A 19,543-nucleotide genomic window follows, 5' to 3' on the forward strand; every position below is an offset into this window, starting at 1 on the left:
TTGTCAAGAGTACCGTACAGTCGGACACTGGACTTGGGAAGACTATTGGCAGTTGAGAGGTAATTTTTTGTGAAACGAGTTTTAGCAATCATTCTCGGTGGCGGTGCGGGTAGCCGCCTGTATCCTTTAACCAAAATGCGGGCCAAACCTGCGGTGCCCATTGCGGGTAAATATCGGTTAATCGACATCCCCATTAGTAACTGTATTAACTCCGAAATCCTCAAAATCTACGTTTTAACCCAGTTTAACTCAGCATCTTTAAACCGTCATATTGCTCGTGCTTACAACTTCTCTGGCTTTGATGATAGCTTTACAGAAGTGTTAGCCGCCCAACAGACCACCCAAAACCCCAATTGGTTCCAGGGTACAGCAGATGCGGTGCGTCAGTATTTGTGGTTGTTTCAAGAATGGGACGTTGACCAATATCTGATTTTATCCGGTGATCATCTTTACCGCATGGACTATCGACAATTTGTCCAACGTCATTTAGATACTAATGCGGATATTACCCTTTCAGTATTACCCATTGATGAAAAACGAGCTTCTGATTTTGGGTTAATGAAACTGGATGACTCAGGGCGAGTGGTCAGTTTCAGTGAAAAACCAAAAGGAGACGCTCTCAAACAAATGCAGGTCGATACCTCCATGTTGGGTTTATCTCCTGAACAAGCGAAAGAAAATCCTTATATTGCTTCGATGGGGATTTATGTCTTTAACAAAGATGTCTTGATTAAGCTGTTAACAGACAATCCTGAACAGACAGATTTTGGTAAAGAAATTATTCCCAGCGCCTCCGGCGATCATAATGTTCAAGCCTTTTTATTTAAAGACTATTGGGAAGATATTGGAACCATTGAAGCATTTTATAATGCCAATATTGGTTTAACCCAACAACCTCAACCTTCCTTTAGTTTTTACGACGAAAAATCCCCGATTTATACCCGTTCTCGTTATTTACCCCCCACGAAAATCTTAGATTGTCACATTACTGAATCTATTGTTGCTGAGGGTTGTATTCTCAAAGAATGTCGGATTGATCATTCTGTTTTGGGCTTACGTTCCCGTGTGGAAGCTGGATGTGTGATTGAAGATACCCTGCTTATGGGTTCAGACTTTTATCAACCGTTTTCAGAACGTCAATCGGGTTTACAAGAAGGTGGAGTTCCATTAGGGATTGGTTCTAATACCTTAATTCGTAAGGCAATTGTTGATAAAAATGCCCGCATTGGTCGCAATGTTAAAATTATCAACAAAGATAATATCCAAGAAGCAGAACGGGAAGATTTAGGATTTTATATCCGCAGTGGAATTGTTGTTGTTCTTAAAAATGCGGTGATTCCTGACGATACCGTGATTTAAGGCTACTGCCAAAATAAAACTTAACCCATTGTATTCAGAGGACTTCCTGAAAATCAGGAGTCCTTTCTTGCATAGATTCCTTTTCAAAATTGGCTGACTACAATGACAATGCTCTACAATCAAAACAGTTTTTTTAGATAACTTTATCCTGTTGTGTTTACAACTTTTCCGTCTGAATTCTTGTTGGCCCTTGCGGAAGCGATGCCTTTACTGGGAAATGTTGGGCTAGATATTCTGGTTCTGACCTTCATGCTGGTTCTCTCTGCCTTTTTCTCCGGTTCCGAAACGGCTATCACCGCCCTCGATAATTTAAAACTGCGAGCTTTAATTAAAGAACAAGGTGACCCCAATGGAATGTATACCTTGGTTTTAGAAAAACGGGCAAGATTTATTACAACGTTGTTAGTGGGAAACAACTTGGTGAATAATTTCTCTGCCATTCTCACCAGTAATTTATTTGCAATTTGGCTAGGAAATGCGGGAATAGGAATTGCAACGGCTGTTGTTACTTTCTTAGTCCTAATTTTTGGAGAAATTACTCCCAAATCCTTTGCCATTAACAACATTTTACCGATTTTTAAAGCTGTAGTTCGCCCGATTTACCTGTTATCTATTATCCTGTCTCCGGTTATTGTTCTATTAGAAACGATTACTCAAAGCATTATTCGCCTGTTTAGCCCCGGTGGAGTCCAGCAGGGGTTATCGGTGCAAGACCTACGACTGATGATTGAAATTTTAGGGGGTCGGGGTCAGTTAGATTGGCAAAAACATCAACTGTTGAATAAAGCGTTGATGATGGATTATTTAATGGCGCGAGAAGTCGTTAAACCGCGAATTGAGATGCGAACAATTTCCAACCAAGCCACTTTACCCGAAGTGATTGAGTTATGTTTAGAAACCGGATATTCTCGAATTCCAGTTCAAGGAGAATCCAAAGATGAAATTGTGGGAATTGTTCATTTAAAACGGGCGTTACAATTAGCTCATACCCACGAGGAGGAACGCAACACTATTTCTGTCACCGAAGCTATGAGCCCGCCGGTTTACGTTCCCGAAACGAAACGAGTCGGGGATTTACTCAAGGAAATGCTACAACAGCGCCTCCACCTGGCGATTGTGGTTGATGAATATGGGGGAACCGTTGGGTTAATCACGTTAGAAGATATTTTAGAGGAGTTAGTCGGGGAAATTTACGATGAGAGCGATTTTCCGAGTCGTACCCAACGTCCCCGCAATCCCTCCCGCCCAAACCGAACTTCAGAACAATCCCGCCGACTCCCAAATCGTCAGTATTTTGAGCCTCCTTCCTCCTAATGGAAAAAAAGTTTTCCAAACCCCTAGACATTTCCTGAGATTGTGCTACTATATAAAATTGTTGAATAAATGGGTCGATGCCCGAGCGGTTAATGGGGGCGGACTGTAAATCCGCTGGCTACGCCTACGCTGGTTCAAATCCAGCTCGGCCCACCTCTAAAATTAAACCTTAGAGATTAGGAACTTCCAAATCTTAGTTCTTACTTCTTAATTTTTTTTGCCCGTGTAACTCAGTGGTAGAGTACCTCCTTGGTAAGGAGGAAGTCACGAGTTCAATCCTCGTCACGGGCTTCTGTTCTTTCGTTCACTCTAAGCACTTGCTGACAAGGCTTACATCGTGACTTCAGCCTTACGCAAGAGAGATTCTACCACTGAGTTACTCAAAAATTACTCAATCTATATCTAGCTTAAGAGTAAAATGAGTAACTCACCCATAACTTTTATATAGAAATGCCCAAACGAGCCCCAAATTAGCTAGATGTAGAGCGAATAAGCTGCTACGCAGCTTGATTGTATAATAGAAGATTAAGTGTTTTTAGGAATATAACCCCCAATGCCAGCCAAAAATCATCTGTCTAAAGAGCAAAAAAGAAAATTACTTAAAGAAATGAAAGAGAATAAAAATGCTCAAATTAGAGAAAGAATATTAATTTTATTATTAATGAATGAGGGAAAAACGTATCAAGAGATAGCCAATTTTTTAGAGATTTCCTATCCGACAGTAGCGTACTGGGCCGTTCATGGAGATCCAGATAAAATGGAGAGTTTTATAGATGGGAGAAGCCAAGGAAACTTTCGGAAAGCCACTGCTGAATATGAAGAAATGTTAGTAGAAGTAGTAGAAAAAGAGCCATCAGAATATGGATATGAATTTGGGAGATGGACAGGAAATAGATTAGCAACATATTTAGAGCAAGCAACAGGAATTAAGTTGAGCGGCTCTCAAGTCAGGAGAATATTACAAAGAAAGTAGAGCAGCTAGAAGACTTGTTACATAAATTATTAATGAAGGAAAGCTAATCATCAATTGGCATCGTAAAATTAAAAACAAGGGAAATGCCGTTTATTAAATCAAGCTGCTACGCAGCTTATGACAAGGAGATTCAGCATAACACGCCCCGCACAACCGAATTGGTTCCATAGTTAATGTACAAGAGTTTTTTATGGCTCGGTGACTGTCCCAGAACGATCTAATCCGGCTTTGACCCAATTAATACAATCTTGTTGTGAAAGGAAAAGTTTAGGGGCTGCAATATTATTTAAACTATAAGGTTTGTAATGATCGTAAAAGTATTTTTCCGCTTCTTGATAAATTACAATTAAATCATTTTGATAGGTATATCGACAGTGAAAATAATCTTCTTTAGGAACAATATCCGAATAGTGATCTAAATGATCTTGAGCAATTTCGATAATTTTTTCCAGTTGACTACAATAGAGATCAGCCGGATTTTCAGATTTGTGAAATTTTCCTTTATGTCCCCATTGGGATAATAACATATAAGAATAAATCTTTTTATCACTCACCGTTACTCGAACGAAGGGAATAATTAAATACCCTTGATAAGAAATAGATTTTTCGTATAAAAAACGATCCATATTAAGAATAAAAAGTTAAGTTTTGACGGCGAGTTTAGATGAATCAAGGGATAAATATCAATCTGAATTGGGTTGATGATAAAGAGAGGATTGATATAAAACTTGTTCTTGATGGGTATAGAGGGTACAATCTGAACGAGGATAAGCAACACAGGTTACAGTATACCCCAGCGCGATTTCCGCAGGACGGAGAAATTTTTGTTCACGTTGATCAACTTGACCGTTGAGGAGTTTAGCAACACAAACTGAACAATCTCCTTGTTCACATCCTGATGGTAGACGAATACCATTGTCTTTTGCAATATCGAGAATATACTGATCATCAGGAACCGGAATGGTGCAATCTAAACCTTGAGCTTCGTTAATTAAGCGGACTTGATAAACGGTCATTGTAAAAATTTGACTCAATTGCTGTTCAGGAGTAGCCTAATTTTTAATTATAAAAGAAGAAGGAGATACTGTAGACCCAAGATCTCTAATCTTGATATCAATTTGTTGCAAAAGTTAAAATGGCTAATAATCAGGATTTAGATTGGCTGAATTGAAGAAAGAAATCAATAGAAGAATCAAGGCTCTGGAGGTTGATGAAATATTCATGCTCTGGACTATTTTCAATTTCTGGATTCCTTAACTTCTAAGACTCTAGTAAAACCAGATTTATATATTTTTTTATGCCTCATTTTTTACATTTTTTTAACATCAAAAACTTTTGTTTTAATTCTTTAAAACTTAATATTAAACTTCGTTTTTTTCCTGCCTATTCTCAACTTTTAATCCTACTTTTACAGATCAATTCTGCCTTTGCTCAGGTGAGTCCTCCTCTAACAGATCAACGTCCTGAATCTTTACCCCACGACGGATCAATTATCCCAATTCCCCCTCAACCCTCACCCCCAGAACCTCAACTTCTTTCTCCTTCTCCTCCATTAGAACCCTTGCTTTCTCCGTCAGTTCCTACCCCAATTCCCTCAGAACAAATTCCTGAGAGTTTGAATACTATTACAATTGAACGGTTTGAATTTGAAGGGAATACGGTTTTTAGCGATCAACAGTTAGCGGAAATCACTAAACCCTTTGTGGGTCATCCGATCACCTTTACTGAATTATTGCAAGCGCGTTCTGCGGTGACAAATTTTTATATTTCTCAGGGTTATATTACGTCCGGTGCATTCATTCCACCCCAAACCTTAACGAATGGAACCGTGACCATTTCAGTTTTAGAAGGAAGAATTACAAACATTAATATTGAAGGAAAAGGGCGGTTAAATCCTAACTATGTTAAAAGTCGGTTGGAATTAGTAACTCGTAAACCCTTTAATCAAAAACACCTTCTACAAGCTTTACAATTGCTGCAACTTGATCCGGTTGTGGAAAGGATTTCGGCGGAATTAGCAACCGGAATTAATCCAGGTGAAAGTATTCTGAATGTTACGTTTGAAACGGCAGACACCTTTAATGTTAATTTATTTACCGATAATAATCGCTCTCCGACGGTCGGATCATGGGAACGGGGAATTGAAGTCAGTGAAGGGAATTTATTAGGACAAGGCGATCGCTTAGACTTGTCCTATAGTAATACTCAGGGGAGTAATATTGTTGATACGTTGTATACCTTTCCCGTTAGCTCTCGCAATACGACATTAGGCTTTTATTTTAACTATACTAATAGTCGAATTGTGGAACCCCCGTTTAACGATTTAGATATTAAAGCTAATAGTGTTAGTTATGAATTCCGCGTTCGCCAACCCATTATTCAAACCCCCACAGAAGAATTCGCATTAGGGTTAACCTTTGGTCGTCGGGAAAGTGATACCAGCATTTTAGGGGTGGGTTTTCCTTTGTCCAGAGGGGCTGAGGAGGACGGGAAAACGCGACTTTCGATTTTGCGCTTTTCTCAAGAATATACCTATCAGGGGCCAAAACAGGTGTTTGCGGTGCGATCGCAATTGAGTTTTGGTGTCGGACTGTTGGATGCAACTTTGAGTTCAGATCAACCGGATAGTCAATATTTTGCTTGGCGGGGTCAGGCGCAGTGGGTGCGGTTGTTAGCACCGGATACGTTGTTTTTATTGCGGTCTGATGTGCAACTGACGAACCAAGAATTACTCCCCTTAGAACAAATGGGACTGGGAGGGATGGAAAGTGTGCGAGGGTATCGTCAGGATGTGTTGTTACGCGATAATGTGATTTTCGCTTCCGCAGAATTGCGTTATCCCCTAGTTCGCACCAAAAATGGTCAGGGAGTCTTACAACTCACCCCCTTTATAGATTTTGGTCAAGGTTGGAATGCGCCGGGAGAATTGGAGTTACCCGATCGCACGTTATTGTCCGTCGGGTTAGGATTAAGGTGGAAATATAGCGATCGCTTGACTGCACGAATTGACTGGGGAATTCCTTTAATTAAAATAGAGTCCGGCGATCGCACCTTACAGGAACAAGGGATTTATTTTCTACTCAATTGGAGTCCGTTTTAATGTTTAGCTGCAACTCCTAACTGTTGAAATAATAAACTAGGAACATAGGAACTACTTCCCACCCATTCCGGTTGATTTCCTAAATCCACTAACTGTTTAAAAGCTTCAAAAATATTTCCGGCTACCATTGTATTTTTCACCCGACCGACAATTTTACCTTGTTCAACTTTATAGCCTAAATCGAGGTTAACGGAAAATTCTCCTGCGAGTTGATTTGATTGACCCGCCCCTAAAACTTGATCCACAATTAAGCCTTCATCAATACTAGCAATTAAATCTTCTGTTGAGGTTTGTCCGGGTTCAAGACATAAATTAACTAAGGATGGACTGGGACGAGATAACCCCCCGCGAAATCCATTTCCGGTGGATGAAATTTGGCCACGACTTCCCCATTGTCGATCCCAATAAAATTGATTTATTGTTCCGTGATCAATGAATCGTTTGACGGTGGTGGGAGTTCCTTCATCGTCAAAAGAACAGGCGGAGGGGCCGAAATTGGGGTCTTCATATAAACTTAAGCGAGAATCAAATAAAGTTTCTCCGATTTTATCAAGTAAGGGGGAAGATTTTTGAACAATAGTTTGACCGGATAAAATTGTTCTGAATAATCCCCCAAATATTCTCGCAACCGCTTGAGGGGTAAAAAAGATGGGGAAAGTCCCACTTTGAATCGTGGCTTTTTGTTCGGCTAGGGAATATTTTCGGATTAAGTCTTGGAGTAAGCGGTCAGTTTGTAAAGGGCGATCGCTGGCGACATCATAACAGGCAATTTCTAAAAAATCTTCTCCTCTGACTAAATTTCCCGATAAGGAAGCACTGAATAACTGACTAGAACGTTCTGCATAAACATCCTGATTTGTGGCAATTTGGATTTGTTGACGAGAAATATTAAATCCCACACTGACTAAGATTTCAGGATTATAATTAAGTACCTGTTCAATCAAGTTTTTTCCGATTTCAACTAATTCTTGAGTTGCGGGAGGAATAAAGGCGGAAGCTGGAGAAGATAAATGTACATCCGCAGCGAATTCAAAATCAGCCGGGGCTCCAATTTCTGAAGTTTGTAAGGCTGCTTCTACTAAATCTTCTAAACGGGTTAAATCCGTTGAACTGGCAAATCCTAATTTACCTTGGTGAATGAGTCGTAATGCTACTCCTTGTCTCGCTTTTGTTTGTAGGGACTTGAGGCGATTATTTTCAAACTCAATGGGAGTATTCTGACTCGACAGATAATAAACCTCAACATCATCTGCTTTTTGAGTGGCGAGTTGTAAGATTTGATCGAGAATAGGATTTACCATGGGAAATTGATATAAATAGATTTTTTTATTGTATAGCACTAGGGAACAGGGAACAGGGAACAGGGAACAGTAAGCATTGAAAGGGTTTTAGGATTTAGAATTGTCAAACACTTTCATGCGTACTGCTATATAATTTTATTGAGCAAAAATTGCTTAAATCCCATGACTTTTTCCAATCACCCAATGGCGACGGAAAAACCGAGATAGGGAAGATTCTTCTAATTGTAAAACAATCGGGCGACCATGGGGGCAAGTCCGGGGATTTCGAGTTTTGATCCATTGATCTAATAAAGTTTGCATTTGGGTTAAACTCAGAGATGTTCCATTTTTAATCGCACTACGACAAGCCGTTGCAACTTGGGCAGCTTGTAAATCTCCGCCTAAACTTAATTCTAATAAAGCTTCTGAACAATCACTGCGTTTTGCTAATAATTCCGGTGCATTTCTAACAACCCAAACCCCCTCGCCAAACAGATCAATTTCTAATCCTAAACGCTGCATTTGTTCTAATTGGGCTGTTGATAGAGATTGTAAAATAATACCGGGTTCGAGAGGAACTAATCGCCATTGATCACAAATTTGTTCATATAAAACCCGTTCATGGGCAATATGTTGTTCAATTAACCATAATCCGCTAGAATGTTCTGCAATAATATAAGTATTAAGAACTTGGGCGATCGCTTTAATTTCGATCATCCCTAATTCATTGTGAGAGGAAGTTGCAGATTCTTCTAAATTAGAGTTTATCGAAGAATTAATTTGATACTTTCCCTTTTCTTCTGAGACTTTTATTAACTGATCGATTCGATTTTGAGGTAGGGAAATTCGATCAAAATTTAACCGTAAAGCTTGGTCAATTCCTTGACTGATTTGTTCTTGTAATAAGTTTAAGTTTTGGAGATAAATTTCACTTTTATCCGGGTTACGATTCCAGTCTATTTGTTCAGGAGAAAGGTGAACATGAATAAAACAAATGGGATAGCGATCACGGGGACAAGTTCGCGCTAAAGCCGTTAATAAGGTTTGTTCTAATTCAGGCGATCGCACCATACGACCATTAATTGCAACCTTCACCCAATCAGGTTTACGACGATGGCATCGGTCGGGTAATCCTAATATTAATTCAATAGTTTCTTCATTAATATTATCAAAATTTTGCGGGATTTTTAAATAATATAAATCACTCAAACGAATATTTTTAATAATTTGAGGTAAAATCTGTTGAGCATTGACCCCCGGACTAATTTGAAACCAAGGAGTATTACCTTGACGAAGTTGCCAAGTAACCTGGGGATGACATAAGGCAATTTGCTGAATTGTTAACTGAATTCCCCGCAATTGTTGAGCAGAAGAAGGTAAAGATTGGCGACGAGTTTGCCAATTTTCAAATAAATTAGAAACAGTAACAACGGTTCCCGATGCAACAGCAATAGTTTCCGTTTTAATTGCTTCTCCTTGCTGATTATAATGAACTCGCCAACCGGAACTTGAAGCAGAAGGAGAACTCGGACGACTAATAATTTCTAAATCCGACAATTGCGCTAAACTATGTAACGCTTCCCCACGAAATCCTAAACTTTTAATTTGAAATAAATCAGTAATAGTATTAATTTTACTGGTACTATGGGCGGTGGCAGCTTGTTTTAAATTGGCTAAATCCATTCCTAAGCCATTATCCGCCACTTGTACCCGCCACAATTCCGGCAATACAGAGATTGTAATCCGAGTTGCGTTGGCATCTAAGGCATTTTCAACTAATTCTCGAACCACAGCGGCTAAGGAATCAATAACTTCACTAGCCGCAATTAAATAAACAACATCTTGGGGGAGTGGACGAATTAAATTCAATGGAAAAGAAGTTAAGTTTAACGTTAAAGTGCTGTAGAGATCGAGTTTATTCTTTCCCTACAGTTCCTATCCTGATGTCAGGGTTAACACTTATAGCAGTTGCCAAGGCAGTTAGGACATAAACTGATGCTAAAACCATGAGCAGAGAACCCTTTTCCTGCCTGTTCCCTGTTCCCTGTTCCCTGTTCCCTGTTCCCTACTATAATTTAATTTTAGTGTAATTTGACTTCTTCAGCAACTTCTTCTAGCATTTCTTGGGGTTGGGTTTCTGGCAATAGAATATAAAACGTAGTGCCTTCGTGAGCAATCGATTTAAACTCGATTTTACCGCCATGAGCATCAATAATTGATTTAGCAATTGCTGTTCCTAATCCCGTCCCACTGCGTTTTCCATAGGTGACAAAAGCATCAAATAAATGCTCTCGAATGGCTTCAGGAATTCCAGGGCCATTATCCGCAATGGCAATCGTAACCCAGCCTGGAGTTTTTGAGGTGGTGATTACAATTTTTCCTCCTGGTTTTTCAAAGGCTTCTACCGCATTCCCCACTAAATTTTGAAAGACTCGAATCAATTTATTTTCATCAACATAAATAATACAATCATCATCCGCCTTCACAGAGAACTCAACTTGAGTGGATTGAAAATAAACTCGATTTAATTTCTCAAAATGTTCCAGCATTTTAGCAACATAAACGGGTCGGCGATACAAGACCGTGCTGCCTTTGGCAAATTCCAAAACTTCCTCCGCCATGCCTAACATTCGTTGAATTTGCATCGAAATTAAATCACACCATTCTTCCGTTTCTTCATCGGGGTGCATTTCCTTCAGCATGGCGCTGGATAACTGAATTCCGGTAAAAGGACTTCTAAAGTCATGCAAAATGGTATTGACCATTTCCCCGACTAATTCCATTTTTTCTTTCCGAACCAACTGATTAACATATTGATTAGTAGTCACTCGCAAATGGTGAATAATATAACTAAATAAATTCAGAATAACTTTACCCTTAGCATTGCTTAAAATTTCCATCAAGTGAGGTCGGGAAATTTTGGCTAATTTGATTTTTCCAGCCGCCATTGCTCTAGCGCTGCGAGGTTGTCCATCTAAAACCCCAAATTCTCCAAAAAAGTCATTGGCTTTAGCAACAGCAACGGTTTGATATTGATTCAAGGAAGCTTGTTTTTTAAACTCAACTTGACCTTCTAAAACTAAGTATAAAAAACTAGGGTCTTCCCCTTCTTCAAAAATAATAGATTGGTCTGTAAATTGTTCAACAACGGCGAGATCACAGAGTTGTTGAGCTTCTGGAGCATCAAAATAACTAATAAATCGATGGGAGGCTAGATCCATTTCAAAATACCGGGTTATTATGCAGAATAGGAGTGATCCGCTCTTGTAGCGTTAAACAGGGGAAGAGAAAGGGCTTGATAGTTAAGAAAAGAGGGATTTCAAAGGTAGGATTGGATTAGGTTTTGGGGATCAAAAAACGAAAGTTCAATATCATGACTCAATTATAGCTTGAGTTAATCCAGCAGTTGAGCTAAAGATGCTTGCAACACCGGAGGTAGACAACGCATAATTTTTCCGGTTTGTCGGTCTATGGGAACTAAAGTTACTTGAGCCGTAAGATAAAGGCATTGACCGTCTAAGGATTCAATCCGATATTCCCAGGGCAATCGCACGCCTTTTGTTGGTAGGATTCGACTTTTAACAACAATCTCCATGCCCATTTTCACGGGTTGATGATAACGAATATTGAGATACACAACCGGCAATTCGCACCCGATTTCTACTAAAGTATGATACTCCAATCCGGTCAAACGTAACCGTTCTACCCGCGCTTCTTCCAGCCAAGACAGATAAGTTCCATGCCAAACAATCCCGCCATAGTCGGTATGGTGGGGAAAAACTCGCACAATATAGTCAAACCAAGGCTGTTCGGAAGCGGTATCCGTTGAGAGCCGAGACTGAGGGAAAGGATTTGTTTCAAACACGTTACAAATAGATTGAGAACGCAACATTTCTACAAATTATCTGTCAACAGTCAGGTTTATTCTAGGTATAGAACCTTTTTAATCCGAGTCGGATGTAATCTGACCACTGACAAATCATTTATTTTAATCCAAGGAAATACAGATGATAAACAAAATTCTAGTTGCTGTTGCAGGTCGGGGATTGTGCGAAGAAATGCTGAATATGCTGTTGGATATCCCCTCCTTCCAACAAGCATCTGTCACGGTTCTGCACGTTGTTTCCCCTCAAGTCAGTTCAGATACAATGTCAGAAAAGTTAGAGGAGGGGGGAAAAATTTTGGCGGAGGCTGTTAAATCAATTCACCTTGACTCTAAACAAATTACTCCTCAACTTAAACAAGGTGACCCTAAAGATATTGTCTGTCAAGTGGCTGATGAGGAAGATGCGGATTTAATTATTATGGGTTCACGGGGTCTGGGACGCATTCAAGCCATTTTGGAAAACTCCGTTAGTCAATATGTGTTTCAATTAACCAGTCGTCCGATGCTATTAGTTAAGGACGATACTTATGTCAAAAAACTCCGCAAAATTATGGTAGCGGTGGACGGTTCTGAATCCTCTAAACAGTGTTTGCAGTTGGCGATTTCCTTTGCTAAAGATCTTCCAGGTGCTCAACTGATTTTAGTCCATATTAATAAAGATTTATCGGGGAAATCGAGCGAAGATTTCAGTATGAATGCCGAAAGAGACCCGATTTTAGCCCCTGCTATTGAAGAAGCAAAACGCATGGGAATTAGCTACCGTTGTGTCAGTGGGATTGGTAAACCCGGCCCTGAATTATGTCGTGTTGCTGAAGAAGCAAACGCTGATTTATTGATGTTGGGTTCCCCAGACCGTCGCCCCAACGTAGCGAAGAGCTTCATCGACTTAGACCGATTGTTAGGAGCTTCACTATCAGATTATGTTCGAGTTTATGCGAGTTGTCCTGTGTTATTAACCCGAACAACCAGCGCATAATTTCTTCTGAATCAACCCTAATTAGAAAAAAGCGCCACAGTAATAGTCTGAGGGCGCTTTTTTGAATGAAAATTCAACTAAAATTTAGGAAAAACGAAATTAACCTTGTTTTCCTTCCCGGCTTTGAGTTTGGATATACAGAATCAACAGGAAAACAGCCGGAACTAGCACGAACAAAATGCTGGCAACAAAACCCAGATCATTAACTTGCATAATTGCCCTACCTTAACTTAAACAGAAAATTCTAATAGACATAGGATATCATTGATTGACGTTTCCGTATAGTGTTAATGGTTGCCGAGTGCGGAGTACCAAGTACGGAGTTCCTCTCCCTGGTCTTCAGTGTTGCGGTGATAGGTAAGCACAACTTACCAAATTGTAGTTAAATCTAACACAAAACCGGGTAAAATGTCCTCTCCTGAAATTTGGTTTGGATAATCTAAAATTTCCACATCTTGATTCAAGCGATAGATTTCAATTTGTTGCTGTTTCCGATTAATTAACCATCCTAATTTTGCCCCATTTTCTTGATATTCTTGCATTTGCCAAAATTGTTCCGCCGTTAAATCAAGTTTTAATGTTAAAAGAGGGGGTAAAGTCAAAATATTGGTTTCCATATTAATCTCAATCTTAAAACTTTAGGATTTAATTTAACATAAATGTCTTGAAAATGAACCGTTTCCTTGAACAAACTCATCTTTTTTATTGTTAACTTTTGTAACAAATATTTGCTCAAAATCCGATTCTCTTGTTCCCTTGAAATTCAAATAAAAACTAAAATTAAATCTTCTGGAATTTTCGGGAATTTCACTTGAAATATCTGTTATTACAAAAGGAAGTATTTTAATTAAAGACGATGAGAAATTTTACTCAACTCCGTCTCCGTCGCAGGCGGTTTATCTTCGTTTTTCTGTTTATCTTAACTCTGGTGGGATGTCGCATCATCAGTCATTCTCCGGTTAGCGAAGTGATTCCGATGGTGGCTGATTTACCCAAACCCCAACTTCCTACCTGGATTGAAGCCATTAATCCGTTAGGGGATAGTCCAGAATTAAGCCAAATTCATGTTATTTTTAAAGATCCTTTAATTCCGGTTGAAAATTTAGAGAGTTCTCGACAAAAAAAATTACTCAAAAACTTTGAAATTACCCCTAAAATACCCGGAGAATTTCGATTTTTAACCCCAAAAATGGTCGGATTTCAAGCTGATAAAGCATTACCTTTAGCAACTCGGTTACAAGTCACTGTTAAAAAAGGATTAGCCGATTTAAACCAACATCAATTAGAGCAGGATATCGCCTGGACATTTGCCACCGAACCGATAAAATTATCAAATTTACCGGGAAGTAAAGAACAACCGGAATCTCCAGAAAACCCTTTAGGATTAAATCCCCAACTCAAATTTAACTCTAACGTAGAATTAGATTTAAACTCTTTAAAACAACATTTACAACTGATTTCACAAAAAACAAATCAAGTGATTCCAGTTGAGGTTAAACTTGCAGAACCCGAAGAAAATAAAACCCCCATTGAACCCGACGTTAAATTTAATCCGGCTGTTCAAACCAAAGAATATATTGTTACGCCTAAACAACTTTTACAAACCGCTACCCAATATCAATTTAAAATCACACCTGGGTTACGTCCGGCGCAAGGAAATTTAGAGACTCAAGTTGAAATTTCTAGCTTGATTAAAACCTATGACTCGTTAAAATTTATCAGTTTACAACTTCCCGGTAAAGCCAGCATAGAAGGAACATCAGGACGGTTTGTAACCGGAAACCCCCAACTGCAATTTAATAATGGAATTATTGCAGAATCTGCCCTTAAAAATATTACCATTAAACCGTCACCAAAACCCGATATTAAATTAATCCAAGCCTATGATAATAATGACATTGTAACCCTGAATCCTTGGGCTTTAGAACCCCAAACCAATTATACAATTACCATAGGGGGAGAACTTGAAGATCAATTTAACCAGAAACTAGGCAAACCTGTTACTATTACTCATAAAACCGGAGATTTAACCCCCGATATTTTTGTCCCTTCAGGACTCAATATTTTTCCCTCTCAACAGAATTTAGAACTCAATATTTCCACATTAAATTTACCTCAATCTCAATATCAAGCGAGTTATAACGTTGTTCAACCAACAGATTTAGTTTATACCGATAGTGCTTACCCCAGAAACGAGGGGAAAAATTTATTGCCTCCCGTAGAAAAATGGGCAACGTTTGTGGCTTCTACCCCGAAAAATAAAGTTCAAGAAACTTCCATTAATTTACGAGAAAAATTAGGCCGAAATACGGGACTTTTAGCCTATGGGGTGACAGCAAAAACCACTCAATATCAACAAGAAGGTCAACAAAAATGGAGTGAACCTCAATTTTATGGACTGGTACAGTTAACTAATTTAGGAGTCTTTGCTCAATGGTTTCCAGAATCAGGATTAGTTCGAGTTCATCACTTAGATACGGGTTCCGTTGCTGAGGGGGTATCGGTGGATATTTATCCATCTCAACTGGAGGCGAAATCCTATCCTCAACCCAAAGCTTGTGCAACGGGAACGACTGACGAACAGGGAATGTTAGTGTTTAATTCTCAACAGTTACAGCAATGTATGAAGGGGAAACGATTTGCTAAAGCACCGGAATTATTAGTGATTGCTAAAGAAGGCAAAGATTGGGCATTTACTCGAACTTTTTCCTATAGTGGAGCTTACGGTTATGGAATTGACGCCAATTGGGAAGACCAACAAATTTCATCACGGGGAGTGATTTTTTCCGACCGTCAACTTTATAAACCCGGAGAAAAAGTTGCCTTAACGGCTATGGCATACTCCTTAGATAAAGGAACCTTAAAACCGAATAAAAATGAAAGTTATACCGTGACATTAGAAAATCCTAAAAAGCAAATCCAAACTTTGGGAGAGTATAAAACTAACGAATTTGCAACATTTTCTGTAGAATTGCCCTTAACAGAAAACCAACCATTAGGGAATTATATTGTTCGGGCAAAAAATCAAAATGGGATAGAAATTTTAGGCGATTTTCGTGTCGCTGAATTTAAACCCCCTAATTTTAAAGTAGATCTAAGTTTAAATCAACCATTTGCTCAAATTGGAGAAACAATTACGGCTAATGCTAAGAGTGAATATTTATTTGGTTCTCCCGTTGCGGAGGGTTTAGCTCAATATTATGTCACCCGGACAGCAACGGATTTTATTCCGAAAGGATGGGAGAATTATTCCTTTGGTCGCCAATGGTTTTGGCCAGAAGAAAAACCGAATGTTTCTGATAGTGTGTTGCAAGAAAATCAACCGTTAGATGCTCAGGGTTTGGGAAGTAAAACCGTTACCGTTGCCAAAGATTTACCGTATCCCATGACCTATCGTGTTGATGTAGAAGTGACGGATATTTCTAATTTATCCGTTGCCAATTCTCAATCGTTTATTGCCCTTCCCAGTAATCGTTTAATTGGGTTAAAAACACCCTTTATTGGAGAAGCAGGTAAACCCTTACCCATTGATGTCATTGTTACCGATTATCAGGGAAAACCCTTAGAAAATGTTGGGGTGAATTTGCAATTGCAAAAAATGGATTATAGCCAGGTTACACGGGTAGTAGAAGGTGCACAAACCAACAAAAACCAAATTCAATATCAAACAGTTGCTCAAATTGATGTCAAATCGGGTCAACAAGAACAAACGGTTTCTTTAACTGCCCCAGAGTCAGGTTCCTATCGTATTCGGGCGAATTTTAGTGACACCAAGGATGAAATTACAGCCACAGATTTACAGATTTGGGTAACAGGAAATGAATTGGTGAACTGGGGAGGGATAGACGAGAACCGTTTAGAAATTAAACTCAATAAAACTACCTATAAACCTGGAGAAACGGCAACGGCTTTAATTCAATCTCCCTATCCTGAAGGAGAATTATATTTTGCCGTCGTCCGCGATAAACCTCTGTATCAAACGGTCATAAAAGTTAAAGGAAGCGCGCCAGAAATCAAGTTTCAAGTGACTACTGAAATGTTACCGAATGCAGCAGTTGAAGCGGTATTAGTTCGACAAGGAAAACCCATTTCTGACCTTGAACCGGGGAGCTTAGAAAACTTAGCTAAAATTGGGTTAACACCGTTTAATATTAATCTCGAAGATCAATATCTCAAAGTCCAAGTTAATCCTCAACACAACAAGCTAGAACCCAGTTCTAAACAAACCTTAAATTTAACTTTAACAGATGCCCAAAATCAACCTGTTCGCGGACAATTGACGGTAATGGTAGTGAATGATTCGATTTTACAACTTAATGGTTCTCGTCCCCCCAATTTAATCGAAACAGTCTATGCTGACCAACCCATTTCCACCCGATTTAGTGATAATCGTCCGGCGGTTATTTTAAATCAAGTCGCCTCTCCGTTAGCAAAAGGTTGGGGTTATGGAGGCGGTTTATCCACTGCAACTGCTAATCCTCGAATTCGCAAAGAATTTCAACCTTTAGCTTTTTATAACGGTTCAATTGTTACGGATAATCAAGGAAAAGCAACGGTTAATTTCAAGGTTCCTGATGATTTGACGACTTGGCGAGTCATGGTTGTCGCAACGGATGGAAATCTTAAATTTGGTTCGGAGGAAACCACATTTATTACCACTCAAGCGTTAATTTCTAATCCCATTTTACCTCAATTTGCTCGTCCTGGCGATCGCATTTTAGCAGGATTATCCATTACCAATTTAACGGAAGAACAAGGTAACTTAAATATTACAGGAACCGTTAATGGCGGGATTCAATTTTCTCCTGGAAATACGAATCAACAAACTTTAAAAACCAAAGCTGAAGCTGGAACCAATGCTTATCGTTTTCCAATTTTAGTGAAACAAGCGGGTAACGCTAAAGTTCAGTTCAAAACGGAATTCAACAACAAATTCGATGGGTTTGAAGTGCCTTTAGAAGTTAAAACGTTTAACGTTATTGAACAGGTGATTGAGTCAGGACGCACGACAAATTCCGTCACCATTCCCCTGAATATTAGTAAAAAAGTTGTTCCTGATGTGGGAGGATTAGAAATTAATTTAGCGAGTACCTTAATTCCTCAATTAACGGCTTCTGCTGAACAAGTTTTTAATCAAGAAAAATTTCCTTTTCTGGAACCGGCTGTAAGTGAATTGCTCATCGCTGCTAATTTGGAAATTTTGGGTAAAAAATACAATCAAAGTTTGAGTGAATTGCAGTTACCTGAACGTGCTAAAACAGCTTTAGCTCAGATTAAGACGTTACAACAGGAAAATGGCGGGATTGAAGCTTATCCGGGTTTAAAAGCCTCTGATCCTATCCTTTCAGCTTATACGGGGGAAGCCTTAGCTCAAGCTCAAAAAGCAGGGTTTGCTGTTGATTCTCAGGTAATTAGTTCCCTAAAAACCTATTTAATACAAGGTGTTAATGACCCTGGGAAATATGACTTTTGTACCGAGGACGTTTGTAAAAATGAAATTCGGTTAAATGCGTTAATTGCTTTGGATAATTTGGGAGAAAAACGCAGTGATTTCTTAGATACTATCTTGCAAAACTTTGAGGAATTTGATACTGTTAACCAAATTAAATTGGTGCGTTATTTATCCCAATTTCCTCAATGGAAAGAAGAGTATAATCGTCTCTTTGAGCAAGTCCAGAAACAGATCTATATCACCGGAAGAACTGCGACGCTCAATTTCCCCCAAGGCTACCGTTGGTTAAATTCTCCGACAACCATTCAATCTCAAGGATTACGTTTAGTGATCACCCAAAATCCCCAATCTCAAACCGTTGATAAACTGGTACAAAGTTTATTGAATCTGCGTAAAGATGGCACTTGGGGAAGTAGTTATGATAATGCACAAGCGTTAACAGCTTTAGTTGCTTATGCAGACACGGAAACGACACCTCCTAACTTTAATATTGCCATTCAACTCGGAAATCAAACTTTAGGAGAAACTCAATTTAAGGGGTATAAAGATTCGAGTTATCGTTTGAATGTACCGATGTCAGAATTACCAAAAGGCAAAAATGATTTAATTCTCCAACAATCTAATCAAGGTTTATTAAATTATTGGGTTGCCTATCGGTATCGTTTAGAAGGAAATCAACCGGGACGATTAAATGGCTTAAGAATTACCCGAACAATTCGTTCTGCTGATGAGGATAAAGTTTTACAAACAATTGATTTAAACTCTCCTCAACAGCTTTTGAAAGTTCAACCTGGACAAGTGTTTGATATTGGGTTAGATATTATTACTGATCATCCCATTGATCAGGTGATGATTACTGATCCCCTTCCGGCTGGATTTGAAGCGATTGATGCTAGTTTTAAAACGACTAATTTGGCAGTACAAGCTCAAAAAAGTAGTTGGGAAATTAACTATCAAACCATTTACAAGGATCGAATTATTGCCTATAGTGATCGTTTAGAACCGGGGGTTTATCAACTGCATTATTTAGTTCGGTCTGTTACCCCAGGAGAATATTTATGGCCCGGTGCAGAAGCTAAATTACAATATACTCCTGAAGAATTTGGTCGCAGTGCATCAACAACTTTATTAGTTTCTAAACCTTAGTCCCCTGTAGAGACGCGCCAATAGCCTTCGGCATTGCTACGCTAAGGCGCGTCTCTA

At 39.1% G+C, this 19,543-nt stretch carries 14 protein-coding genes and 2 tRNA genes; 8 read left to right on the forward strand and 8 right to left on the reverse strand.

The window, feature by feature from the left end; genetic code table 11:
• Positions 1-69 precede the first annotated feature (69 nt).
• From PL9214_RS14470 to PL9214_RS14490, 5 genes are all read left to right on the forward strand, one after another.
• Complete coding sequence (locus PL9214_RS14470; protein ID WP_072719519.1) at positions 70-1,359, forward strand: glucose-1-phosphate adenylyltransferase; 1,290 nt, start codon at positions 70-72, stop codon at positions 1,357-1,359.
• A 201-nt stretch (positions 1,360-1,560) separates the two neighbouring features.
• Complete coding sequence (locus PL9214_RS14475) at positions 1,561-2,673, forward strand: hemolysin family protein (RefSeq protein ID WP_072720050.1); 1,113 nt, start codon at positions 1,561-1,563, stop codon at positions 2,671-2,673.
• Between the two features lie 71 nt (positions 2,674-2,744).
• Positions 2,745-2,826 (forward strand) — tRNA-Tyr (locus PL9214_RS14480).
• Between the two features lie 66 nt (positions 2,827-2,892).
• Positions 2,893-2,964, forward strand: a tRNA-Thr gene (locus tag PL9214_RS14485).
• A gap of 262 nt (positions 2,965-3,226) precedes the next feature.
• The gene (locus tag PL9214_RS14490) at positions 3,227-3,646 is read left to right on the forward strand and encodes a helix-turn-helix domain-containing protein (protein WP_245824252.1); all 420 of its coding nucleotides are present in this window, start codon (positions 3,227-3,229) and stop codon (positions 3,644-3,646) included.
• Between the two features lie 188 nt (positions 3,647-3,834).
• On the opposite strand, the gene PL9214_RS14495 is transcribed toward PL9214_RS14490, so the two are convergent.
• Together PL9214_RS14495 and PL9214_RS14500 are read right to left on the reverse strand one after the other, a co-directional pair.
• Positions 3,835-4,272 (reverse strand): hypothetical protein, encoded by a 438-nt coding sequence (locus PL9214_RS14495; protein ID WP_072719520.1) that lies wholly within the window; start codon positions 4,270-4,272, stop codon positions 3,835-3,837.
• A 57-nt stretch (positions 4,273-4,329) separates the two neighbouring features.
• Positions 4,330-4,662: a 2Fe-2S iron-sulfur cluster-binding protein gene (locus PL9214_RS14500; RefSeq protein WP_072719521.1), complete on the reverse strand. Its 333-nt coding sequence runs from the start codon at positions 4,660-4,662 to the stop codon at positions 4,330-4,332.
• A 281-nt stretch (positions 4,663-4,943) separates the two neighbouring features.
• Here PL9214_RS14500 and PL9214_RS14505 point away from each other — a divergent pair, with 281 nt between their 5' ends.
• The gene (locus tag PL9214_RS14505) at positions 4,944-6,746 is read left to right on the forward strand and encodes a ShlB/FhaC/HecB family hemolysin secretion/activation protein (RefSeq protein ID WP_083580030.1); all 1,803 of its coding nucleotides are present in this window, start codon (positions 4,944-4,946) and stop codon (positions 6,744-6,746) included.
• Here the strand turns inward: PL9214_RS14505 and PL9214_RS14510 are convergent.
• The 4 genes from PL9214_RS14510 to PL9214_RS14525 all read right to left on the reverse strand — a co-directional run bounded on the left by PL9214_RS14510 (position 6,743) and on the right by PL9214_RS14525 (position 11,918).
• Positions 6,743-8,047 carry a TldD/PmbA family protein gene (locus tag PL9214_RS14510; protein ID WP_072719522.1) on the reverse strand — a complete coding sequence of 435 codons (1,305 nt, stop codon included), beginning with the start codon at positions 8,045-8,047 and terminating at the stop codon, positions 6,743-6,745. The genes PL9214_RS14505 and PL9214_RS14510 overlap by 4 nt on opposite strands.
• Before the next feature lie 153 nt (positions 8,048-8,200).
• Positions 8,201-9,895 carry a DNA mismatch repair endonuclease MutL gene (gene mutL, locus PL9214_RS14515; RefSeq protein WP_072719523.1) on the reverse strand — a complete coding sequence of 565 codons (1,695 nt, stop codon included), beginning with the start codon at positions 9,893-9,895 and terminating at the stop codon, positions 8,201-8,203.
• Between the two features lie 212 nt (positions 9,896-10,107).
• Positions 10,108-11,247, reverse strand: coding sequence for an ATP-binding protein (locus PL9214_RS14520; protein WP_072719524.1), 1,140 nt, complete (start codon positions 11,245-11,247; stop codon positions 10,108-10,110).
• 173 nt (positions 11,248-11,420) lie between these two features.
• The gene (locus PL9214_RS14525; RefSeq protein ID WP_083580031.1) at positions 11,421-11,918 is read right to left on the reverse strand and encodes an acyl-CoA thioesterase; all 498 of its coding nucleotides are present in this window, start codon (positions 11,916-11,918) and stop codon (positions 11,421-11,423) included.
• Between the two features lie 115 nt (positions 11,919-12,033).
• Here PL9214_RS14525 and PL9214_RS14530 point away from each other — a divergent pair, with 115 nt between their 5' ends.
• Positions 12,034-12,888 carry a universal stress protein gene (locus tag PL9214_RS14530; protein ID WP_072719525.1) on the forward strand — a complete coding sequence of 285 codons (855 nt, stop codon included), beginning with the start codon at positions 12,034-12,036 and terminating at the stop codon, positions 12,886-12,888.
• Between the two features lie 99 nt (positions 12,889-12,987).
• Here the strand turns inward: PL9214_RS14530 and psbM are convergent, their stop codons facing one another.
• A complete protein-coding gene (gene psbM / locus PL9214_RS14535; RefSeq protein WP_072719526.1) occupies positions 12,988-13,101 on the reverse strand; it encodes a photosystem II reaction center protein PsbM in 114 nt (37 codons plus the stop codon).
• A gap of 155 nt (positions 13,102-13,256) precedes the next feature.
• Positions 13,257-13,505: a Uma2 family endonuclease gene (locus PL9214_RS14540; protein ID WP_083580032.1), complete on the reverse strand. Its 249-nt coding sequence runs from the start codon at positions 13,503-13,505 to the stop codon at positions 13,257-13,259.
• A gap of 239 nt (positions 13,506-13,744) precedes the next feature.
• Here PL9214_RS14540 and PL9214_RS14545 point away from each other — a divergent pair, with 239 nt between their 5' ends.
• Positions 13,745-19,486 carry an alpha-2-macroglobulin family protein gene (locus tag PL9214_RS14545; protein ID WP_072719527.1) on the forward strand — a complete coding sequence of 1,914 codons (5,742 nt, stop codon included), beginning with the start codon at positions 13,745-13,747 and terminating at the stop codon, positions 19,484-19,486.
• The last annotated feature ends 57 nt before the right edge of the window (positions 19,487-19,543 follow it).

The sequence above is a fragment of the Planktothrix tepida PCC 9214 genome, from assembly GCF_900009145.1.
GTDB lineage: Bacteria > Cyanobacteriota > Cyanobacteriia > Cyanobacteriales > Microcoleaceae > Planktothrix > Planktothrix tepida.